This window comes from Mucilaginibacter rubeus (genome assembly GCF_003286415.2).
Classification (GTDB): domain Bacteria; phylum Bacteroidota; class Bacteroidia; order Sphingobacteriales; family Sphingobacteriaceae; genus Mucilaginibacter; species Mucilaginibacter rubeus_A.
On record NZ_CP043450.1, the window covers coordinates 5916561 to 5938004 of the forward strand.

At 42.3% G+C, this 21444-nt stretch carries 20 protein-coding genes; 6 read left to right on the top strand and 14 right to left on the bottom strand.

The window, feature by feature from the left end:
• Positions 1-98 precede the first annotated feature (98 nt).
• From DEO27_RS23605 to DEO27_RS23615, 3 genes are all read right to left on the bottom strand, one after another.
• Complete coding sequence (locus tag DEO27_RS23605; RefSeq protein WP_112574472.1) at positions 99-1808, bottom strand: sodium:solute symporter; 1710 nt, start codon at positions 1806-1808, stop codon at positions 99-101.
• 108 nt (positions 1809-1916) lie between these two features.
• Positions 1917-2108 (bottom strand): hypothetical protein, encoded by a 192-nt coding sequence (locus tag DEO27_RS23610; RefSeq protein ID WP_112574471.1) that lies wholly within the window; start codon positions 2106-2108, stop codon positions 1917-1919.
• A gap of 203 nt (positions 2109-2311) precedes the next feature.
• Positions 2312-4783, bottom strand: coding sequence for a PIG-L family deacetylase (locus DEO27_RS23615; RefSeq protein WP_112574470.1), 2472 nt, complete (start codon positions 4781-4783; stop codon positions 2312-2314).
• 263 nt (positions 4784-5046) lie between these two features.
• On the opposite strand from DEO27_RS23615, the gene DEO27_RS23620 reads away from it, so the two are divergent.
• The 4 genes from DEO27_RS23620 to DEO27_RS23635 are packed head-to-tail and all read left to right on the top strand — an operon-like array spanning position 5047 to position 9670.
• The gene (locus DEO27_RS23620) at positions 5047-5694 is read left to right on the top strand and encodes a TetR/AcrR family transcriptional regulator (protein WP_112574469.1); all 648 of its coding nucleotides are present in this window, start codon (positions 5047-5049) and stop codon (positions 5692-5694) included.
• Entirely contained in the window at positions 5678-7042 is a 1365-nt protein-coding gene (locus DEO27_RS23625) for a TolC family protein (RefSeq protein WP_190295211.1), read from the top strand. The genes DEO27_RS23620 and DEO27_RS23625 overlap by 17 nt, the downstream gene beginning before the upstream one ends.
• A 23-nt stretch (positions 7043-7065) precedes the next feature.
• A complete protein-coding gene (locus tag DEO27_RS23630; RefSeq protein WP_112574467.1) occupies positions 7066-8121 on the top strand; it encodes an HlyD family secretion protein in 1056 nt (351 codons plus the stop codon).
• 4 nt (positions 8122-8125) lie between these two features.
• The gene (locus DEO27_RS23635) at positions 8126-9670 is read left to right on the top strand and encodes a DHA2 family efflux MFS transporter permease subunit (protein WP_112574466.1); all 1545 of its coding nucleotides are present in this window, start codon (positions 8126-8128) and stop codon (positions 9668-9670) included.
• Between the two features lie 255 nt (positions 9671-9925).
• Here DEO27_RS23635 and DEO27_RS23640 read toward each other — a convergent pair whose 3' ends face one another.
• Both DEO27_RS23640 and DEO27_RS23645 read right to left on the bottom strand, forming a co-directional pair.
• Positions 9926-10510, bottom strand: coding sequence for a carboxymuconolactone decarboxylase family protein (locus DEO27_RS23640; protein ID WP_112574479.1), 585 nt, complete (start codon positions 10508-10510; stop codon positions 9926-9928).
• Positions 10511-10737: 227 nt separating this feature from the next.
• Entirely contained in the window at positions 10738-11283 is a 546-nt protein-coding gene (locus DEO27_RS23645; protein WP_091172945.1) for a peroxiredoxin, read from the bottom strand.
• 185 nt (positions 11284-11468) lie between these two features.
• Between DEO27_RS23645 and DEO27_RS23650 the strand changes: the two genes are divergently transcribed.
• Both DEO27_RS23650 and DEO27_RS23655 read left to right on the top strand, forming a co-directional pair.
• On the top strand, positions 11469-13394 hold the full coding sequence (locus DEO27_RS23650) for a WG repeat-containing protein (protein ID WP_190295212.1): 1926 nt from the start codon (positions 11469-11471) through the stop codon (positions 13392-13394).
• A 104-nt stretch (positions 13395-13498) separates the two neighbouring features.
• Positions 13499-14023 carry a DUF2306 domain-containing protein gene (locus DEO27_RS23655; protein WP_190295213.1) on the top strand — a complete coding sequence of 175 codons (525 nt, stop codon included), beginning with the start codon at positions 13499-13501 and terminating at the stop codon, positions 14021-14023.
• A 266-nt stretch (positions 14024-14289) separates the two neighbouring features.
• Here the strand turns inward: DEO27_RS23655 and DEO27_RS23660 are convergent, their stop codons facing one another.
• The 9 genes from DEO27_RS23660 to DEO27_RS23700 all read right to left on the bottom strand — a co-directional run bounded on the left by DEO27_RS23660 (position 14290) and on the right by DEO27_RS23700 (position 21444).
• Positions 14290-15456, bottom strand: a complete 1167-nt coding sequence (locus DEO27_RS23660; RefSeq protein ID WP_112574463.1) for a toxic anion resistance protein — start codon at positions 15454-15456, stop codon at positions 14290-14292.
• 80 nt (positions 15457-15536) lie between these two features.
• The gene (locus tag DEO27_RS23665) at positions 15537-16151 is read right to left on the bottom strand and encodes a TerD family protein (RefSeq protein ID WP_112574462.1); all 615 of its coding nucleotides are present in this window, start codon (positions 16149-16151) and stop codon (positions 15537-15539) included.
• A 5-nt stretch (positions 16152-16156) separates the two neighbouring features.
• On the bottom strand, positions 16157-16711 hold the full coding sequence (locus DEO27_RS23670) for a TerD family protein (RefSeq protein WP_112574461.1): 555 nt from the start codon (positions 16709-16711) through the stop codon (positions 16157-16159).
• Positions 16701-17546, bottom strand: coding sequence for a phosphoribosyltransferase family protein (locus DEO27_RS23675; protein ID WP_112574460.1), 846 nt, complete (start codon positions 17544-17546; stop codon positions 16701-16703). The genes DEO27_RS23670 and DEO27_RS23675 overlap by 11 nt, the downstream gene beginning before the upstream one ends.
• On the bottom strand, positions 17543-18238 hold the full coding sequence (locus tag DEO27_RS23680; RefSeq protein WP_112574459.1) for an HAD family hydrolase: 696 nt from the start codon (positions 18236-18238) through the stop codon (positions 17543-17545). Before DEO27_RS23680 ends, DEO27_RS23675 begins: the two co-directional genes overlap by 4 nt.
• A gap of 128 nt (positions 18239-18366) precedes the next feature.
• Positions 18367-19035, bottom strand: a complete 669-nt coding sequence (locus DEO27_RS23685) for a TerD family protein (protein ID WP_112574458.1) — start codon at positions 19033-19035, stop codon at positions 18367-18369.
• Positions 19036-19039: 4 nt separating this feature from the next.
• Positions 19040-19615, bottom strand: a complete 576-nt coding sequence (locus tag DEO27_RS23690; protein WP_112574457.1) for a TerD family protein — start codon at positions 19613-19615, stop codon at positions 19040-19042.
• A gap of 322 nt (positions 19616-19937) precedes the next feature.
• Positions 19938-20405, bottom strand: coding sequence for a phosphatidylglycerophosphatase A (locus DEO27_RS23695; RefSeq protein WP_112574456.1), 468 nt, complete (start codon positions 20403-20405; stop codon positions 19938-19940).
• A 217-nt stretch (positions 20406-20622) separates the two neighbouring features.
• A complete protein-coding gene (locus tag DEO27_RS23700; RefSeq protein ID WP_112574455.1) occupies positions 20623-21444 on the bottom strand; it encodes a TerC family protein in 822 nt (273 codons plus the stop codon).

The following is a 21444-nucleotide window of genomic DNA, read 5'->3' on the forward strand; positions in this document are numbered from 1 at the left end:
GGATTTTAGGATCTTAGCTAAATACAATATAAGGAACTCTTTTAGCAAAAAGGTGTCGTTTTATAATGAAACGACACCTTTTTGCTAAAAGAACCATTTTAATTGGCTTTTGTAAGCGGAGAAAATTTATCAGGTATCATCACACTTATAATCGATGCTATTACGATGAGCAAAAGAGCTCCTATTGCATTTAGCCAGAGATAGGCTATCACATTATAATAACCCATAACGCAAATCATTGCTTCGGTTATAATAGCTGCTATAAACACGGCAGTGCCTTTTATTTTTTTCAAATAAAAAGCCACGATGAATACGCCGAGAATAGTGCCATAAATGTAAGAACCCAATTGATTTACCGCCTCCAGCAGGTTACCTATACGACTGGCGTACAAGGCCATGCCGATACAAACCACTCCCCAAAATACAGTTGCCAGTCGTGATGCGTTCAGATAATTCTGATCTGTGGCATTCGGGTTAACAATGCGCTTATAAATATCAACCACACTCGTAGAAGCCAGCGAGTTTAAGGCGCTCGCAGTTGAGCCCATAGATGCCAGAAAAATAATGGCCATCAGCAAGCCGATCAATCCTTTGGGCAGATACTGCGTTACAAAGGTCAGGAACACATAGTTGGTATCATTATCATCGGCCTTAGGGTTGTTCTTCTTCATCAGTTCGATGGCATTTTGTCTGATGGTGTGGGCCTGCATATCGGCTACCTTCAGCTCACCCTGCGCATGGTTGATGCGGTCTTCATTTTTACTGTCGATGGCTTTGATCAGCTCATCTGCCTTGATCTTTTTTTGTTCAAAAGCTTGGGTGTATTGCTGGTCGAGGTGATTGTATTGTGTGGCGTAATTGCTTTTTTGAATTTGCTTAACCTCGTACTGGTTAAAAAACATTGGCGGGCGGTTAAACTGGTAAAACGCGAATACCAGTACCCCTATCAACAGGATCAGGAATTGCATCGGGATCTTGATCAGGCCGTTCATGATTAAGCCCAAACGGCTTTGCCCTACTGAGCTTCCGGTTAAATAACGCCCTACCTGGCTTTGGTCGGTACCGAAGTAAGAGAGTTGTAAAAAGAAACCACCAATTAATCCGCTCCAGATAGTATAACGGTTATCCGGGTCAAACTTCCAGTCTATTACGTTCATCCTACCCATTTTGCCGGCCATTTTGAGCGAGCTCATGAAACTTACATTACCCGGCAGCAGGTAAACCACCAATACGCCCGCCAAAAACATGCCCATAAAAATGATGCTCATTTGCAGCAGTTGCGTATATGATACAGCCTTACTTCCGCCATAAACTGTATAAATGATCACCAGGCCACCTATAAAAAGCGTGGTATAAACGGTGTTGATGTTTAATATGGTTGAAAGGATAATGGATGGCGCGTAAATAGTAACCCCGGTTGAAAGGCCCCGCTGTACCAAAAACAAAAATGAGGTAAGCGCGCGGGTTTTCAGGTCGAAACGCTGCTCCAGGAATTCGTAGGCAGTATAAACCTTAAGACGGTGAAAAATGGGAACAAAGGTGATGCAAAGCACAATCATGGCCAGCGGCAACCCGAAGTAGAACTGCACAAAGCGCATCCCGTCAGAATAAGCTTGTCCCGGTGCCGAAAGAAAGGTAATAGCACTGGCCTGCGTAGCCATTACCGATAAGCCCACATGATACCAGGGCAACGACCGGTTGCCCATTAAAAACTGGTCGATATTTTTATTGCTGCCGCTTTTCCATATGCCATACAGCACTATAGAGAATATGGTAAGCCCTAAAACAATCCAGTCGATTAAACTCATTCAAAGAATTTGGTAATGAGCCAGAATATTAAAACTAAAAAAACCAGCCATGCAGCAACAATGCCGTAAAACTGGTTCCAATTTTTTATAAATGAAGGGAGGTCAGGATCAGGCCTCTTCATTACGGCCACGAACTAACACGGCGATATATGCAGCAGCAGTTAACAAGCCTAAAACACCACCTACAAAAATCCAGGTAAAGCCTTTATCGATAATAAAACCAACGAATAAGCCGGTCACTAATCCAACCAGGTAGTATATGAAATCAAAGTTTTCTTTTTCTTCTTTATGGTGTCCCATGATGTTATGAATATGATTGCGGCAAAAATAGGTGATTAATTGAATTTTACCAACTGTTTATTTTGTAAAAGGATTATGTTGGTAGGCAATTTATAATAATTATCAACAAACGTCATTGCGAGGCACGAAGCAATCCCCGATTGGCGCGTTCGCTCTGTGCAGTTTGGGATTGCTTCGTGCCTCGCAATGACGATAGTGGTAAATCAATTTGTCCCGGTTGATGGTTTTGGCTTGCTTAATAAGTTGATGAACAACCTATATGCTCCAGGCACACCGGCAGGCAACTCCCTGAAAAATGCCAGCGAGGTGTACACAAACCTGCCTTTGCCGTAATCGCCAACAATTAATGAGCCGTTAAGCGGTTCTTCGCCTTTGTCATGCATTTGCAGAATGGGTTTATACTGCGGATCGATGTTGGTTACATAGTATAAACCACGCTCCTGGATCCAACCGCTGAAATCATCGTTGGTAATTTTATTAGGATAGTTTAAAACCGGGTTTTCTTTATCTAAAACGGTTATTTCAGCGTTTTCATCGGTAACCCTCCTGTTTACTACAGTGAACGGATAAGGGCCTATTTGTTTTACCACAATACCATTGTTGTTATTGTACTGCACCACCAGGTTGCCGCCGTTTTTTACATATTCCAATAATTTAGGTTGCTGATAAGCAAGGCGCTCATTCACGTTGTAGGCCCGAACCCCGGTTACAATGGCATCGTATACCGATAAATCACCGTTCATCACTTCGTTTTCGGTAAGTAAATGCACTTCGTAACCTACCTGGCGTAAAGCTTCCGGCATTTGATCGCCGGCTCCGGCAATGTAACCTATCTTTTTACCATTGGCCTTCAGGTCGAGGTAAACGAGTTTAGTTTGCGCGGGTGGGAACAAGGTTATAGCCGGCACATGATCATACCTGATACGGCGAAGGCTAAGCGAAAACGGTTTTCCATTGGCATTAACAACGGCTTCCAGTTCAACTACCTTTTGCTTGTTATCAGTAGGTGTAACCGTAAACGCTACCGACCATTCGTCATTTTTATCTTTATTGGTAAAATCAATCTTCTCCGGACTTATTTTAAAACCTGTTACCGGTTTAAGGCTGATGGTTCCGCTTGCTTTAGTAAAGCTTTTCAGGTTTAACAGCACCGTTTGCGCCTGTTGTGTACTGAAGATATAATCCTTATTGTCGATGTTCGCTGTAACCGGCGGGGTAATTTCAATAGGTTGATATACCTCTCCCCTAACCGGGTCGACATATTTATAAATAATGCGGCGGTCGATATTTACCGGCTTACCTTCCACAATAAACTGGAAAGTAACTTTTGGCAGGTCAGGATTTTCCGGGTTACCTGCAAGCGTATTATCGGGCAGCGTATAAACGCCAACGGGGTGCGGTGCTGCTAACCAGTAAGGCTGCGTTAAGGCAGATGCCGCTGTAGTGGTTTCAAAAGTTTGCACCTGATTAAACGGCAGCTCTTTGCTTTGCAACGCTAACGAGCTGTCGTTAGCCTCAATGCTATTTATTTTAACACGATAATTAAAACGGTTAATCACCTGCGCACGTACATTTATTTTATCACCAAGCGAGTAAGTTGGTTCGGTAGCGTAAGCTTCAAACCACAAACCGGCACAGATAGCAATCAGGTTATTCAGTTCTTTAGTTTTCTGTTCGCGCCAGTAAGTATCCGGAACTTTCTCAACCTTCATTAAAAGCTGAACCAGGGCCGGCAATGATTTTTCGGGAGCCTCGCTTATAAAGTTTCGCCTGATAACATTTACAAGAGCAGCAATCGCATCACCGTCTTTAACGCGTTTCCAGGTTGTGTTAACGCCATCCATCAAGTCCTCCTGGGGGGCATCACCCAAAATGGTTTTGAAAAACTCGTACGATTCGCCACGCTGTTTAGCTGAACCGAAGCCTTGGGTTTTGTGGTTGCTGCGGCTTTCGGCAGCTATTTCGCCGTAGCTTTTGCCCAAGGTGGTATTGTAAACGCCAACATCTATTTTAAACTGATCGGCGGCGGTTGTATTTGTACTGCCGAAATTGAAGGTATTCCACATCAGGCGTTTGGCCTGCCATGGTTTTACATATTTTAATTGTTCGGGGTAACGGTTGGGATCAGCCGCGGCTGTAAATGCCTCCTGAGCCAATATTGCCGATGAAGTATGGTGACCGTGACCTCCTTCGCCGGTTGTAGGGAAACGGCAAATAATAACGTCGGGCCTGAACTTACGGATTACCCAAACTACATCGCCCAATACTTTTTCTTTATCCCAGATCTTCAGCGTCTCTTCCGGTCCTTTTGAAAAACCGAAATCATTAGCACGTGTAAAAAACTGCTCGGCACCGTCAACCCGGCGGGCGGCCAGCAGTTCCTGTGTACGGATCAGCCCAAGCAATTCGCTTTGCTCATTGCCTATCAGGTTTTGGCCGCCATCTCCACGGGTAAGCGACAAATACCCGGTGCGATAATGTTTTTCCTGCGCCAGGTAAGCAAGCAAGCGGGTGTTTTCATCATCGGGGTGGGCCGCCACATACAGCACGCTGCCCAGCACATCAAGCTTTTTTAAATTTTGCTGAATAGTGCCAAGATCAGTTGGCGGGTTGGTTTGGGCATTTGATAAAACAGTTGCAAACAGCAATAATGCAATGAGGTAGATACGCTTCATAGCAACAAATATATTGAAAGATAAATATTCTGCATTTGCTGTATCAACAATATAACAAAACCATTACTATGAGCATCAATCTGTTAAGATTTTTGGCCATAGTTATTAAATGTTTCAACAAACACTTTTAATTTTTATAATTTTCTTAAGCCATGTCAAACAAATCTGTCATTCGATGGTAATCTTAATCTACTGATTAACTTTTTCTGCTTCAATCCGATACGCTTAATCAATCGTTTGATTAATTTTGTGCCGTTAAAACAATGGAAAAAGATAAAATAGATAAAAAAGACCATATCCTCGACGTAGCCGAAAAGGTGTTCGCGGATCTTGGTTATGACGGTGCCTCCACCCGTACCATATCGGGCGAAGCCGGTGTAAACATGGCTATGCTCAATTACTATTTTGGATCAAAAGAAGGGCTTTTCCTGGCAGTTTTTAAGCGTAAGATCGATTCGTTCCGCACCCTGCTGCAAAATATTGGCAGCGATGAAAGCATGAACGCCTGGGATAAACTGGATAAATGCATTGACAATTACGTTGAGCGCATTATCGCCAATAACTGTTTTCAAAAGCTCATAAACAGAGAAGTATCCATGAATAAACGTGGTGATCTTACCGATAAGATCATCGAAATATTAATGGTAAACGTGTACGAGGTAAAACGGATTATGGAGGAGGGCGTAAACAACGGCCTGTTTTATAAAGATGTTGATGTGCCCCTCGTAATAGCCACCCTATTCGGTACAAAAAATTATATCGTTAACATGCCACAGCTATCATCATTAATACTGGGACATGATATTCGTGATGAAAAGTTTATGGAAAATGAACTGAAACCACGTGTTAAAACATACATGAAAAGACTTTTAAAAGCTTATTTAGTTAATGAACATGACAACTCCAAATAACAAAACCAATCACCTTAAACTATTAAAGCAGGTGTTACGGCCCCTTTTGCGTGGCAGTATCGCCCTCATAGTTTTAAGCCTGCCTTTTGCAGCCAGCGCGCAAGACAGGACACTAACACTTGATGAGGCTATTAAACTTGGCCTTGAAAACAGCAAAACGCTAAAACTATCAAATTCAAAGGTTGAGCAGGCTATTTCTGAATACAACCAGGCTAAAGATGAAGCACTGCCAACAGGTAAAGTAAGCTACGGTTACAACCACGCCGAAATTCCGGCCAACAGGCTTGCTTTAGGCGAATCAAGCTTTAACCTGCCTAACCGTGCCGACGCGTACCTTGGTATCCTTACTTTAAACCAAACCATATTTGCCGGCGGTAAATTGAAATATGCGCGTCAGTCAACAGATCTGCTTACACAGGTGGCCCGTTTGGATATAGAGAATGATAAAGACCAGATTGTTTACGACATCATCAGCTCGTATTACAACCTGTACAAAGTATTGCAAAGCAAAAAAGTAGTAACACAAAACTTAACCACCGTTGACGGCCAGATTAAACAGGCACAACGCTTTTTTGAACAAGGTTTAGTAACTAAAAACGATGTATTGCGTTTTCAATTACAACGCTCAAACATTGAAGTTAATGGCGTTGATCTTGAAACTAACCGTCGTATCATTAACTACAACCTTAACGTATTGTTAGGTTTACCTGAAGGTACACAGTTAAACATCGACCAGATTACCGAAGCCGACAGGCAGGTAGCTCCGCTTACGGCTTACCTTGATACAGCAATGGCGGTACGCCCTGAGTTTAAGCAATTCGCGCTACGCAGCCGTGTTGCCGAAACCAATATCAAAAGCATTAAAGCTAATGAATTGCCAACCTTAGGTGCTTCAGTTGCAGGTTATTATGTTGATGTTAACGCCAATCCTATCCCTAAAAGCGGTAACTTCATCACTCCACTATCGGCCGGCTTAACACTGTCATGGAACTTCAGCTCATTGTGGACAAACAAAAACAAGGTAAAAGAAGCCCAGATTCAGAGCCAGCAGGTTGATATCAACAAAAGCATCACTACCGACCGTGTAAAAGACGAGGTTAACCAAAGCTATCAGAACTACACCCAGGCATTGGAGAAGATCAAACTTTTACAAACAGCTATTGATCAGGCGGGTGAAAACAACAAGATCCTCGAATCAAAATACAAAAGCAACATAGCATCAGCTACAGACAGGGCCGATGCAGAAACATTGCTTTACCAGGCACAGATCAACTTAGAATTGGCTAAAGCCGATGCTGGTCTGGCTTACTATACTTTACAAAAATCAACTGGAAAAATCAACAAATAATAATACCAAACCTTTTAAATAAAATGGCAAAGGAACAAGAAACACCGGAACAACCGAAAAAGAAAAACAAAGTTATCCCCATCATATTAGGCATTGTACTTATTGGCGGCGTAATTTTCGGTATAAAAGAATACATCTACTTTAGCAAACACATTGATACTGATGACGCTCAGATCGATGGCGATATCAGCCCTGTAGTTGCCCGCGTTGGCGGATATGTTGATTCAATTTATTTTGAAGAAAACACCCACGTAAACGTTGGTCAGCCGCTGGTTAAAATTGATGACCGCGACTATAAAGTAAAATTAGAGCAGGCCCAGGCTGCACAAGTTGGCGCAAGCGCTGGTATCAATGTAAACCAGTCACAGATATTCGCTAATGAAGCAAACTCTGCAGGCGCTAAAGCTCAGGTTGCATCAAACGCTGCTCACTTAGAGAAAGTACAAAAAGATTACGACCGCTATGCCAACCTGGTAAAAGACGGATCAGTAACCCAACAACAATTTGACCAGGCCAAAGCCGATCTTGATGTTGCTAAAGCTAACTACAAAGCATCACAGGACCAGTATAAAGCTGCTGTTGAGCAAATTGGTACTACCCGCAGCCAGTTAGCAGTTACACACACAGGTGTATCGCAAAGGCAGGTTGATATTGATTATGCAAAATTGCAATTGAGCTATACTTTAGTTAAATCACCTGCAAGTGGTTTAGCATCTAAAAAGAATGTACAGTTAGGTCAGCTGGTACAAGCTGGTCAAACTTTGTTCTCAATTGTGAATGACAACAGCCTTTACATTACTGCCAACTACAAAGAAACTCAGCTTACCAACATCAAAAACGGTTTAAAAGTGGAGATTGAAGTTGATGCTTATCCTGATATGAAACTGGAAGGCCAGGTTTACAATTTTTCACCTGCTACAGGCGCTAAATTCTCCCTGCTTCCTCCGGATAACGCTACCGGTAACTTCGTAAAAGTTGTACAACGTGTGCCTGTAAAAATCAAAATTAACGGCACTAAAGAAGAGCTTGCAAAATTACGCCCTGGTATGAGCGTAAACGTATCAGTAATTAAAGAATAATATTATGGCTGAAACTGGCTTTAAAAAGTGGATCATCACCATTACGGTGATCACAGCTTCGCTACTGGAGCTGATTGATACCACTATCGTTAACGTAGCGTTGCCTCACATACAGGGTAACCTTGGCGCAACCCTTGAGGATGTGGCCTGGGTAGTTACCGGCTATGCGGTAGCAAACGTGATCATATTGCCCATGTCGGGATGGCTGGGCGGCCGTTTTGGGCGTAAAAACTATTTCATGGCATCTATCATCGTGTTTACCATTGTATCCTTTTTATGTGGTAACGCGCACAGTATGGATGAACTGGTATTGTTCAGGATATTACAGGGTATAGCCGGTGGCGGTTTAATTTCAACCGCCCAGGCTATATTGCTTGAAACCTGGCCTCGTGAGCAAATAGGTACTGCAACCGCGTTATTTGGTTTGGGAGCGGTTGTAGGCCCAACAGTAGGCCCTACTATTGGCGGCTGGATTGTTGAAAACTACTCATGGCCATGGATATTTTATGTAAACATCCCTGTAGGTGCTTTAGCGGCATTTTGTACTTATACCTTTGTGAGGGAAACCCCCAAGGATGCCAAAGGTAAACCTGTTGACTGGTGGGGTATCATACTACTTGCCATCGCGGTAGGCAGCTTACAAACCGTACTTGAAAAAGGCGAGAGTGAAGACTGGTTTGCAAAACCATACATCCTGGTGTTAACCATTTCGGCTGTATTAGGTACCATATTGTTTATTTGGCGCGAAATGAGCACGGAGCACCCGATTGTGAATTTCAGCATTCTCCGGCACCGAAGTTTTGCGGTAGGGATGTTTACATCCTTCATACTCGGGTTTGGTTTGTACGGATCGGTGTTTGTGTTCCCGGTATTTTGTCAAAACCTGCTTGGGTTTAATGCCCAGCAAACCGGTGAGTTGTTGTTCCCGGGTGGTTTGTGTACCATTGTAATGATGCCATTTATAGGCAAGATGCTCAACAAAGGCATACCGGCCCAATTTATGGCCACAGCTGGCATGTTCCTGTTTTATGTATTTACACATATGCTGAGCGGCTCAACACTTGCTACAGGCGAAAAAGATGTATTAGTACCTCTATTGATCCGTGGTGTAGGTATGGCCTTATTATTCGTGCCGCTTACCACACTGGCCATGGCCGATTTGAAAGGCCCTGAATTAGGCCAGGGATCTGGTTTGAACAACATGATGCGTCAGTTGGGTGGTTCATTTGGTATTGCTACGCTTACTACAATCATCCACATTCGTCAGGGTGTACACCGCAGTAACCTGCTGGTAAACATCAACCAGTACAACAACCCTTTCAATGATCGTTTGAATATGCTTACCCAGGGCTTCATGGCTAAAGGTAAATCAATGATCGATGCTACCCACATGGCTTATCAGGCTATTGAGGGCATGGTTACAAGGCAAACGCTGTTGTTAACTTATGACGATGCTTACTGGATTTCGGGATTGGTGATGTTGTTTTCGATACCGCTGCTTTATTTGCAGCCGTTCAAAAAGCTCAAAGCCGTTGCGGATTCGCACTAAAACGATAAAAGCCGTTCCACTATTACCGGAACGGCTTTCCCCAAAAAAAATTAACAATTAAAATTTAAGTTACTCGCCCTGCATAAACAACATATTTAAATATCGCGACCAGGGTTTGTTTAATCTTAAGGTATAAATTTACTGGTTTTTAATTAATAAACGCAAATTTTATTGGGCAATAAAATACTATTTATGAAAAAGGCATGAAATTTTAATGTTTCATGCCTTTTTTACTTTTAAAACAAGTTAAGCTTGTTAAAATATAACTTTCCCTGTAGCTGTTATTAACGATGCTATACGTACCGCATCAAAAATACGCTCTTCGGTAGTGCCTAATTTAATCAATGAATCTTCGTGAGCGTTCACGCACATTTCGCAACCGTTAACTGCAGACACGGCTAAACTGGCCAGTTCAAAAAACTCTTTACCGGTAACAGGTTTCATCATCAACTGCATACGGATACGTGCCGGGATCTGGGTATACTTTTCTTTTTGAGTAAAGTGCCTGAAACGGTAAAACACATTGTTTGATGCAAGCAATGAAGCACAACCAACAGCTTCGCCAACTTCGGCGTCGGTAGCTTCGTTTTCTTTGGCGTATTTGGTAAAGAAGTTGGTAAGTGGCACGTTATTATTATTTACAGCGGTAGCCAAACCCAGCAGGGCGCATTCTTTACTAGTTAAATGTGCAGAGGTAAGGGTGCTGGTAAAATTCAGCTTAAGGTCGCGCAGATAGCGTGAGTCGCCTGTTTCTAATAGTGTAAGGCTTGCGGTGCGGTAATTAATATCTAATCCGATACTCTGGAGTATCTCCTGGATTACTTCGGTACTTTCGTTCATGTTTTTCGGGGTTATTTTTTTATTGTAGAGACGCATAATTGCGTCTCCTGCATGAAAATCAATATCGCTAAATAAAGTTGTTTGTCCTTGGGAGAGACGCATGTGATGCGTCTCTACATCAAAACAGCTTCTGCCTTAGGTTTTTAACTATTGATCTTCAGCTTAAAAAAGGGTGTAAAAAATCCCCGCACCGGAATACAGTACGGGGACAATTATCTGTTATACGATTATACAGTTAAAGTTTCCTGACCTTTTTCCCAGTTGCAAGGGCAAAGCTCGTCAGTTTGTAAACCGTCAAGTACACGTAATACTTCTTTTACGTTACGGCCAACGCTCAGGTCGTTAACTGATACCCAACGGATGATACCTTGTGGGTCAACGATGAAAGTAGCACGGTAAGCAATTTTTTCAGTTGGTTCTAAAATACCCAAATCTTCAGCTAATGATTTAGAAGTATCAGCAAGCATAGGGAATTTCAGGTCACGCAGATCGTCGTGATCTCTTCTCCAGGCAGCGTGAACAAACTCAGAGTCGGTAGAAGCACCGATCAAACGGGTTTCACGGTCGCGGAATTCGCCAAAGTTTTTGTTGAATTCAGCAATTTCAGTAGGGCAAACAAAAGTAAAGTCTTTTGGCCACCAGAACATTACAGTCCAAACGTTATCATCGTTGGTTAAATACTCAGAAGTAAGGGTTTCAAACTCTTTACCTTTTTCAAGGCTTACTACTGCTGTTTTAGAAAATTCGGGGAATTTTTGTCCTATGGTTAACATATTTTGATATTTCTTTTAATGTTTATGCAAATATAGAAATTTAAACCTCTCTCCCGAATACTAATAATTGATGATGTATAGATTTTAGCTATATAATTAACACATAATATAAACAATATTTATTCGACTATTTATAAGCACTTTACCCTGTTTTGCTATTTCAAAAAATGGTTTATCTTGGTTGCATGAAAACCAAACCTATCCTCATTATAGCAGTTTCTGTTATTGTTTTAGCCATTGGCGGGTACTTCCTGCTTCGCCGCAAAAACGTATCATCACCAAAACAAAACGAGATAAGTCAATTTCTAAGCAATTTTAAAACACAGCTTGCCAAAGGCCACCGAGACTCATTGCTAAACTATTTTGGTGACAAACAAAAAACTGAGCCTATAAACCGCCTGCTTAACGCACTGCTCAACAAACCTGAGAAAGGGGAATATGTTGATATCGTATTTAACGTTGATCTTGATATAGCTAAGGGCAATATTTCATTTATCAATCCCGAGCTTGCGACAGCTGTTATACCGGTAACGTTCAGGGGCGACCGCCTGGAAAGCAAATTTTCGACCATTACATTCACCATCCAGAAAATAGCCGAACACCAATACAAGATCTATCAGGTTGATGCCCGCGATTTTATGACCGATTATATAAGCTATAAGAACAACGCGGTGAAACTTCAATACACCGATAAGGAAATTTATAGCCCCTCTACCCTGAAAGCTTTTACAGATGCCAGTAATTTATATGCAAAGTATGATAGCGTGATATGGTTCGGCCATGTAAAAGATCAAACATACTTTTATGTGGTAAAAGGTAAGTGGGAGCTTTTTGATGCGCTAAACGATTATTTCAGGCCCAAAAAAGATACTGCCAAAACCTATAAAATGGGACTTGTAGGTCCAGATTATAAAGAAGTGATCCCTGCAGAGTATGATCTTGTTCATAATATCAACGGCATCTTCCCCAATCTTATAGAAGTTGAAAAGGAGCACAAACGGGGCTTTTATGATATCGAGGGTAAAATAGTGGTGCCCGTGGAGTACGACCAGATATTCCCGCTTAATGACAGCGAAAACCTTGCCGCCCTCAAAAAAGGCGATGATATGTTCTGGCTGAAGAACGATTACACCATCTCCGAAAAAGCCGACATCAATGTTGCCGATATATTTCCAAAGCTTAAGCAGCCAGCTTCATTTACTTTAACCAAAAGCCCCACCGGCGATATAACAGAATTTAACTCGCGCGACGATCATGGAAGTATTTACCTTCCGGCTTCGTACCTGGTTGACCTTGATATTTTACCACAGGTTGTGCAGTTCAAAAACCCTTTACGTAACCATGTTGATTTTGAAGAATCAAGCACACAGTATATGGTAAAAGCCCAGTCATTACCTGCACAAAGTTCAGGCAATGGCGATAACTGGTTGCAAAGCGCGTTTTACTCCATCCGTGACTATTTTATTGGCGGCCGGGCCGAATTTTACACCAAACAAAACCTGGTATTGGTTGATAAGAAACATAACAGTATTTACAGCCAGCGATTTGATATTGACTATAGCGAAATAGGAGAAGCAGAAGACCTTTCCGGATCATGTAACGAATACACCTTCCGCACACTCACCGATTCGTTATTTGAATTAAAGGCAACTGCTGTTGCCGGGATACCAACATATGATGATAAAAGCGAGTTACGGGAAATGCCTGTATATCATTACCTCACATTAAAGGATGGAAAATTAATTGAACTAAGAACATCGCGTTTGTTCGCGTTCACTAAACACATAAAGATGGACCAAAGCTATTTGGAAGGGTGTTACTCCTACCTGGTAGACGACGGGGCCCATCATTGGAACGAAAAGCTATCCGATAAACTTACTCCTGATATTTTACGGTATATGAAAAATGAAATCTATGCCGATTACAAGTATAAGTTTAAAGACAAAAGGTGGAACGAAATTTTTTACGCAAGATATGGCGAAGGCAAAGAGGGACAAAACATCAGCGTCCAGGATTCACTTACCGAGATTGATAAGTATAATATCCAGTGGATTGATCAGAAATTGAAAGCCATGCCGGTTATACAACCAAAGGTACTTGCCGCTAAATGAGTGTCACAGGCCGCATATTAAGATGTTTTGCTTTTTTCTGGGTATTTGTGCTCTGCATGGGCACATTTATCCAGTATTGGAATTTTAATCATGATTCCTATTTTTTGCATATCAAACAAAAAGCCGTTGAAACCGGATGGTACCTGCCTGCCTTTTATTGCCATATTATTGGTAGCAGCGTAATCCTGCTTGCCGGTTTTTTCCAGTTTTCAAAAAAGGTGTATAACAACAAAGCGCTGCACCGCGCATTGGGTAAGCTTTATGTATTCGGTGTGCTGTTTTTCGCTGCACCGGGTGCTTATGTCATGACGCTGTTTATTAATCGGGGCACAGGCGTATTCATATCTTTTTTATTGCAAAATACCTTGTGGGTCGCTTTCACTCTGGCGGCGTTTCTGCTGGTTAAAAAAGGAAGGATTGACGAGCATATCAAAATGATAAACCGGAGCTATGCACTCGCCTTCGGCGCGGTTACCCTGCGTTTTTACATCTGGCTGTTTACCGTTTTGGGTAACGGTGTAAACTTTGAAAATAACTACCTCATTATTGCCTTTCTAAGCTGGGTACCTAATTTGATTTTGGCTGAGGCTATAAACAGGTATAGTGAAAGAGTGGTTGAGGTTGGATGATTTTTATTTGTCATCCTGAGCGATAGCGAAGGATCTTCTTCGCTGTGCTAAGCGGACATGCAAGTAAAAATACAGCGCGAAGAAGATGCTTCACTCCGTTCAGCATGACAAGAAAAATGATAGTGATACTATATTAAAAACGTCAATTGTGAGGTACGAAGCAATCCCAAACTATACAGACCGACTCTGCTTATCGGGGATTGCTTCGTACCTCGAATGACGGGTATAATTTAAAGCCCTCCCCTTTGGGGAGGGTTGGGTGGGGTTTAACTCACACTGGTTACCGTTTTCTTCAACTCTGTTTCCAGGTTTTGAAGCTCGGTGTTCAGCGTACGACGGTTGGCTGTGCCCTCGTCGTGAATGCGTTTTACCTCGGTAAGGGTTTCGATGAGCGATGAAGTGGTCTTTTTCAGGGTATCTAATGATACTACTGTTTTCTCATTTTCGCGGGCTACGTCAATGCTGTTTTGTTTCAGCATTTCGGCATTCTTTTGTAAAATGGTGTTGGTAGTATCAGAGATCTTTTTCTGCATCTCCACGTTTTCTTTCTGGCGGTTAAGCGCCACAGCTATGGTAAGCTGGTTTTTCCACACCGGGATGGTGGTTGATACGATTGATTGCGCCTTTTCAGCAATGGTGGTATTGTTATTTTGCACCACACGGATCTGGGCCAGCGATTGCAGCATAATAAAGCGTACCACTTTCAGATCGGCAAGACGCTTATCCAAACGGTTCACAAAATCGCGCAGATCGGCTATTTCATAATCCTGGTAACCTGTTGGGTTACCATCCATCACTGCCAGCTTTTCGTTAAGCTCATTGTATTTGAGCTGCCCGGCAATGATCAGGTCTTCCATTTGTTTAATATAGGTAATGTTGCTGTCAAACATGGTTTGCAGCGAGCTATTATCCTTTAACGAGTTAACACGACCGGCTTTGATCTTATTGGTGATCTTATCAATGTTGTTAACCACGGTATCATACTTCTGGAAAAGCTTTTTGGTATCAACAACCAGCTTTTTCATGAAGGGGATATGTGATATAAATGAGGTAAACGCGTTTTGGTTAAGCTCATCAACATCAATATAATTAAGCTCGGTAAGTAATTCATTAATAAGCCCGCCTACTTCGCCCGAGTTATAGGTGCGTACCGAAGTAAGGAAGTTGTTACTGTATTTCTCCATTGAGTTTTGTACCTCAACGCCGTAGTTCAGTATTGAGTTAACATCAGCCGGATTGATATCCTTACCCATTTCGCCATACTTTTGCAGATCCTGGTTTGGTATGGCATCAAGGTTTACATTACCCTGCTTATCTACCTTCATAGGCACGTTGCTGGCCGGTGAAGCTGCCGCTGGAATATCCAGGTTTGTTGGAGTGATCAGCGGTGGTATATTCAGATTTAGTTCATCATTGTTTGGTGCACTTTCCATAATCTTATTTTAATTATTTAGTAGTACTTAATTTGTTCATGTTAAAAGCCATCCGACTTAAGACAAATGACTTTAAACTATTATAAATAGGTTGCAGTTACGGTTTTCACGGTTTCTTCCAGCTTGCGGTCGCGCGTTGGCTCACCAATGGCATTAAATTTCCACTCGCCGTTCTTTTTGTAAAACACGCCCATCACCATAGATACATGGCCAGCAAAATCCTTGCTATGCGCAATATCATAGGTAGCGAAGATCTCGTTAACCCGGGTTGGCGTACCTTCATAAATACGGATAGAGGCAAAAGGGATAGTACCAAAATCCTGCCCGCGGAAACTGTTTAAAACAAAGGCCACATAGGTAACAGTTGGGCTCAAAGTACCAAAATCTACCGTGATCACTTCGTTGTCCAACCCGTCGTTACCAGCCATATCGCCGGTTAAATCATCACCGCTGTGCCTTACAGAATGATCTTTTGAACGCAGGTTACCAAAGTAGATCACATCAACCAGGCGTTTGCTTTCATCATATAAAATACAGCTGGCATCAAGGTCAACCGCTTCTTTTGTGGTACCAAAACCAAACAGGCCTTTCTTTTCGATAGCACCCCAGTTTATACCAACGCATACATTCTGCAATTTGCTGCCGTTACTTTTTTCAAGGCTGATACGCTGCCCTTTTTGAAGATTAATAGCCATAATTTTTAGTTGTATTTGTTTAAATAATCCTGCAAGCCACCTTTCATGCCAGCTCCTACAGCTTCAAATTTCCAGTTATTATCTTTTTTGTAGATGCGGCCAAACTCAACGGCGGTTTCTATCGAAAAATCTTCTTCCAGCTCGTATTTCAAAATATCGACATTGGTAGCCGAATCAAAAATACGAACGAAAGAGTTACGTACCTGCCCAAAATTCTGGCGGCGGCTTTCGGCTTCATGGATAGTTACCACAATGCAAATTTCGGTAGCACGCGAATCAATTTTTGACAAGTCAACAATGATCTGCTCATCGTCGCCATCGCCGGCACCAGTCAGGTTATCGCCGGTGTGCTCCACGGCACCATCCGGAGATTTTGGATTATTATAGAAAACGAAAAATTCGTCGGCCAGTATTTTTTTGTTATCGCCCATGATGAACACCGAAGCGTCGAGGTCAAAGGCCGAGCCTGTTGATGAGCTGTTTGTATCCCAACCAAGGCCTATAGTAAATTTAGGGGCACCAATGGTTTCCCGTTGGCCTTTTTGCAAGTTAATTGCCATGCTGAATTAGTTTATTGTTGTTTATTAATAGGTTTTGTTTAATAAAGTTTAAGTTAGGCGCATAGGCTTCAATGGTGTGATAACCATTACCCAAAGCCATATCATATAACAAGTTTATGAAATTGCTTTCTTGATCGTGTATAAAAATGCAAAAACTTTCATGATCATAATTTAAGATGTACTTCACTATGCGGGTGTTGATACAAAAATCGGCTCCATTAATGATATCATTTAAATGAAAGATGTTTTTGACATGATGATAATTGAGATAGTTCTCAATATTAGGATGAATGTTTTTGTTCACCAGTTCGGCAAAGTACAGCATGTAAATGTCGTTCTGTAAGCCATACTCATCTACCATTTTCATGATCATGCGCTCATGGCTTCCGGTTATCTTGATATCATCCAAAAACAGCAGCGTTTTGCCGATCAAAAAATCCTTATCAATATGAAACGAATCGTTACCGATCAAATTAATCCTTTGCTCGGCATCCAGTTCGCCATAATCTTCCTTATAGGTTATGGTACGATGTACTTTGGTTTCCTGCACTACAGGGTAACCATGATGGGCCTGCCAGCGGTTAAGTCTGCACACAAAATGATTTTTCATGGCAAAAGTAGCCGTAGGAATAAACGAGTACGGGCTTGATATCACTACGATCTGTTTCTCTATTGGCTGTTTGGCAAGGACTTCATTAATGAAGCCATCGGCCAGGTCGGTACCGAAATAGCGGGATACTTCAGCATCGCCAAATTTAAAGCGACTGTAATCATCCGCATCAAAACCGAAATGAGTAGCGCTGTTGATGTGATGTAAAGAGTAGGTAGCTTTCATAAACTTAATAAGGTTAAAATAGATAAGTTGTTTGAATTGATGAGCAGGCTGTTGAGGCCTGCATCATTAGCCCCTGCTATATCTGCGGCCGGGTTATCGCCTATATGTATAATACCCGATGGGTCTATTTGCTTTGGTTTATTACAATCTTTAACTTTTTGCACCATCAGGTTAAACAATTCCCGGTTAGGCTTCGACATCCCTTCCTCGTCCGAATAGATCTGGAAATTAAAAAAAACATCTAAGCCCAGCTTAACCATCACCTTGCGAAGCGTCTGCCCCTTTATAAAACCCGTATTGCTTAATATACTCAATGAGCAATCGCCTTTTTGTTTTAGATGCTGTAGCACCTCAATTGTTACAGGCGAGTAAAGCACCGGCAGGTAATAGAACAGCAACGTTTCCATATCGGCATATAGCTTATCAATATTAACATCGGCAAGCGGATACTGGTTATCATTGATGGTGCTGATCACCATCAGATACATTTCATCAGCATCGATATTTTTGCCGGTGCGCTCGTTCACGGCATTACACATCAGGTCAACCTGGCGGAAAGCCCTTGCAACGTCATCGATACTTTTACCCGCCGGATTAAAATCCCGGTGAAAAACCTTGGTACGTTCTATCTTAAAGTACGGATTTGATTTGATCAGCGTAAGCCACAGGTCAAATGAATAATGCTGGTACATTTATTTTTTTAGGGAGATGAATAAATAACCACCATGTCATTGCGAGCGAAGCGTGGCAATCGCATACTATACAGAGCGGCTTTGCTTCCGTGCGATTGCTTCGTTTCTCGCAATGACATGGTTTTATATTAATAGCCTTTTAACAACTCCGAAAGACTATCAGTTGTATGCGGATCGCCAATAGCACGGAACTTCCAGGTGCCGTCTTTACGGTAAACTTCGGCGAAGGTCATGGAACACATGCCGTTATAAGTTGAATCACCAGAAAGACTGAATTTAGCGATCTCTTTGCCGTGACTATCAACCGCGCGGATGAAAGCGTTTTCTACCATACCAAAGTGCTGGTTATTTTTGCGGCCCTGGTAAATAGCTACCAGGAACAGGATACGATCATATTTCGGGTCGAGCGAATCAAGCTTTACGATGATCTGCTCATCGTCACCATCTCCTGCCCCGGTACGGTTATCTCCCGTTAACCAAATATGGCCCGATGGATGGCGCATAGAGTTAAAGTAGATCACATCACCTTCAAACATATTAATGGTGCGCCCATTAGCCGTTTGCTTGGCATAACCACGATTGGCTACTTTACCATTTTTATCTAACAAAAACGCTATCGCATCCAAGTCGTATTCAGCTTCTTCGCCCCCACCGAACAGCTTGCCTAAAAAGCCGCCGCCGTGCGTTTTACGCACATCCCAGCCTAAACCAATAGTAACCGACGACAGGTCGAAACTTTCGCCTTTATCATTTTTACGCAGGTCGATAGTTTGACCTTTTACCAAATTTATAGCCATTGCCTTATTTGATTATTTGCCCTTTGAAATATTTACTTAAAAAGAAGGCCAGGTCCTCTTTATAACCAACGCCCGATGCCTCAAATTTCCATGCGCCGCCACGTTTGTATAATCTGCCAAATTCGATAGCCGTTTCGATAGAAAAATCTTCGCCCAACTCGTATTTACAAACCTCGGCACCTGTTTGGTTATCTAATATACGAATGTACGAATCACGCACCTGACCAAAATTTTGACGGCGTGCCTGCGCTTCGTGAATAGTTACCACAAACAGGATCTCCTGAATGCGAGCGTCAACTTTAGTCAGGTCTACTATGATAGATTCATCGTCGCCGCCATCACTGTTACCGCCTGTTGGATCATCTCCGGTATGGTGAACCGATTCTTCGGGCGAATCGACATTATTATAGAAAACAAAAAATTCATCCTGCGGTACCAATCGGTTAGCATCGATCATGATGGCCGATACGTCAAGATCGAAATCATAACCAGTACCTTCGTTTGGGTTCCAGCCCAAACCAACTGTCATTTTTGAAAGGCCGATATCTATTTTCTGCCCTTTTTGTAAGTTAATAGCCATTTTAGTATGTGTTATTTTTAGGTGAAACCTGTATCGCCTATTGGGTTTTACGCGGCATTGCAGGTATTGGCCGGTGACAAACCGGCAATTAAACATTTAATCTAAGGTAGATGTTTTATCGAGGTGATATTGTAAAATTTGTCTACACATAAATAAGACGGGGAAGGGCTGTGTTTGTTACAGGAATAGAGGGGGATATTTATCTATAATAACCGTCATGCTGAACTTGTCTCAGCAACTCACATACTGAGCAGCATGCATAGTTTGATCTGCATGTGGGATCCCGAAACAAGTTCGGGACGACGGCGTAACACGTTGGTAATTAATGGACTCCAAACTTCATCCACACAAAATATCCTACCCAAAGCAGGATATTGGAGTAAACGCCGGCCAGCACATCATCCATCATTACACCTAAGCCACCGCCAAGGTCTTCCATTTTACGCACGCCAAGTGGCTTAACTATATCAAAAAAGCGGAATAACACCAGTCCGGCTAAAAGGAAGTACAAATTAGCAGGAATAAAAAGCATAGCTATCAGCATCCCGGCAACTTCGTCAATTACCACGCGCGAACTATCCTCACCCCAATCTGGTTCAACTTTGTTGCCAACATAAACACCAAGCGCGGTAATAAATATGGTAATAGCCAGCAAATACCAGGGGTTTTGCAAGGCCGGACTTTGCCACAGCAACCAGATAAAGCCACAGGTAACAATGGCGGCATAAGTACCCCCACCTTTTAAAAAACCAATGCCGAAAATGGACGCTATTGTTTTATTTAAGAACATTTGTTTAATAATAATCAATTTAATTACTCTGAAAGAGCGAAGTTCCTACTCCCCTCTTGAGAGGGGGCGCGATAGAAATGAGTGATAGCTGGGGTGTGTTTCTTCTGCGTTGTTTTCGCTTGGTTAAACACACCCCTCCGCCCCTCTCGAGAGGGGAATCGCACAGATCCCTGCTTTTTTTATTATTAACTGCAAACTCAAAACTGCCAACTGAACGCTACTGTTTATCCAATACATCCTCGGCAGCTTCGGCAACTTCAGGCTCAATGGTATGCCTTTTAGGGAAGTTGAACAACAACGAGGTAAGTACAGGGATAATAAATATAGCTACGGTAAACACCGAAGTGAAAATATCAGCGCTTTCGCCTTCCATTAGTTTTGAAAAGCCGGCTTCCGGGAAAAAGTGAACATATAATGATGATGACAGTTTAATCCCCAACACACCAATCACTATAAAAGCTACAGTTTCCAGGAAAGTAAATTTCTCCATCAATTTAACAAAAGCCTGAGCCACAAAACGCATAGCCAGGATGCCGATGAACACGCCTATATAGATCAACATTTTATGATCGGTGAAAGCCACCGCGGCAAAAACGTTATCTATAGAGAAGGCAAGATCCATCAACTCAACCAAAGCTATAGTTGCCCACAAATTACCAATCAAGCCAACGGTTGAGCGGTAAAGCCAGTTTTTATTTTTATCAACAGATTCCTCTTCGCCATCGCCATCACCGGCAGATAATTTCCCTTTAAAATAGTTAAAGCATAAATAGATGAGGTACAAGCCGCCAAGTGGTTTTAACCACCAAACAGATACCAGCCAGGCAGCTAAAAACAAACAAACACCGCGCAGAATGTATGCGCCCATGATGCCATAGCGTAAGGCCTTTTTCCGTTGGTGCGGAGGCAGGTCGAGCACCATGGTTGCCAGTACGGCAGCATTATCAACAGAGAGCAAGCTCTCGATAACAATCAGGTTTAAAATGATCAGGACACCGGCCTTCAGGTCGGGGCCGAGGATGTAATGTAAAAACTCCAT

Coding starts and splice junctions, on each gene's coding strand:
- DEO27_RS23605 (WP_112574472.1), bottom strand. CDS start 1,808: ATGAGTTTAATCGACTGGATTGTTTTAGGGCTTACCATATTCTCTATA.
- DEO27_RS23610 (WP_112574471.1), bottom strand. CDS start 2,108: ATGGGACACCATAAAGAAGAAAAAGAAAACTTTGATTTCATATACTAC.
- DEO27_RS23615 (WP_112574470.1), bottom strand. CDS start 4,783: ATGAAGCGTATCTACCTCATTGCATTATTGCTGTTTGCAACTGTTTTA.
- DEO27_RS23620 (WP_112574469.1), top strand. CDS start 5,047: ATGGAAAAAGATAAAATAGATAAAAAAGACCATATCCTCGACGTAGCC.
- DEO27_RS23625 (WP_190295211.1), top strand. CDS start 5,678: ATGACAACTCCAAATAACAAAACCAATCACCTTAAACTATTAAAGCAG.
- DEO27_RS23630 (WP_112574467.1), top strand. CDS start 7,066: ATGGCAAAGGAACAAGAAACACCGGAACAACCGAAAAAGAAAAACAAA.
- DEO27_RS23635 (WP_112574466.1), top strand. CDS start 8,126: ATGGCTGAAACTGGCTTTAAAAAGTGGATCATCACCATTACGGTGATC.
- DEO27_RS23640 (WP_112574479.1), bottom strand. CDS start 10,510: ATGAACGAAAGTACCGAAGTAATCCAGGAGATACTCCAGAGTATCGGA.
- DEO27_RS23645 (WP_091172945.1), bottom strand. CDS start 11,283: ATGTTAACCATAGGACAAAAATTCCCCGAATTTTCTAAAACAGCAGTA.
- DEO27_RS23650 (WP_190295212.1), top strand. CDS start 11,469: ATGAAAACCAAACCTATCCTCATTATAGCAGTTTCTGTTATTGTTTTA.
- DEO27_RS23660 (WP_112574463.1), bottom strand. CDS start 15,456: ATGGAAAGTGCACCAAACAATGATGAACTAAATCTGAATATACCACCG.
- DEO27_RS23665 (WP_112574462.1), bottom strand. CDS start 16,151: ATGGCTATTAATCTTCAAAAAGGGCAGCGTATCAGCCTTGAAAAAAGT.
- DEO27_RS23670 (WP_112574461.1), bottom strand. CDS start 16,711: ATGGCAATTAACTTGCAAAAAGGCCAACGGGAAACCATTGGTGCCCCT.
- DEO27_RS23675 (WP_112574460.1), bottom strand. CDS start 17,546: ATGAAAGCTACCTACTCTTTACATCACATCAACAGCGCTACTCATTTC.
- DEO27_RS23680 (WP_112574459.1), bottom strand. CDS start 18,238: ATGTACCAGCATTATTCATTTGACCTGTGGCTTACGCTGATCAAATCA.
- DEO27_RS23685 (WP_112574458.1), bottom strand. CDS start 19,035: ATGGCTATAAATTTGGTAAAAGGTCAAACTATCGACCTGCGTAAAAAT.
- DEO27_RS23690 (WP_112574457.1), bottom strand. CDS start 19,615: ATGGCTATTAACTTACAAAAAGGGCAGAAAATAGATATCGGCCTTTCA.
- DEO27_RS23695 (WP_112574456.1), bottom strand. CDS start 20,405: ATGTTCTTAAATAAAACAATAGCGTCCATTTTCGGCATTGGTTTTTTA.
- DEO27_RS23700 (WP_112574455.1), bottom strand. CDS start 21,444: ATGGAGTTTTTACATTACATCCTCGGCCCCGACCTGAAGGCCGGTGTC.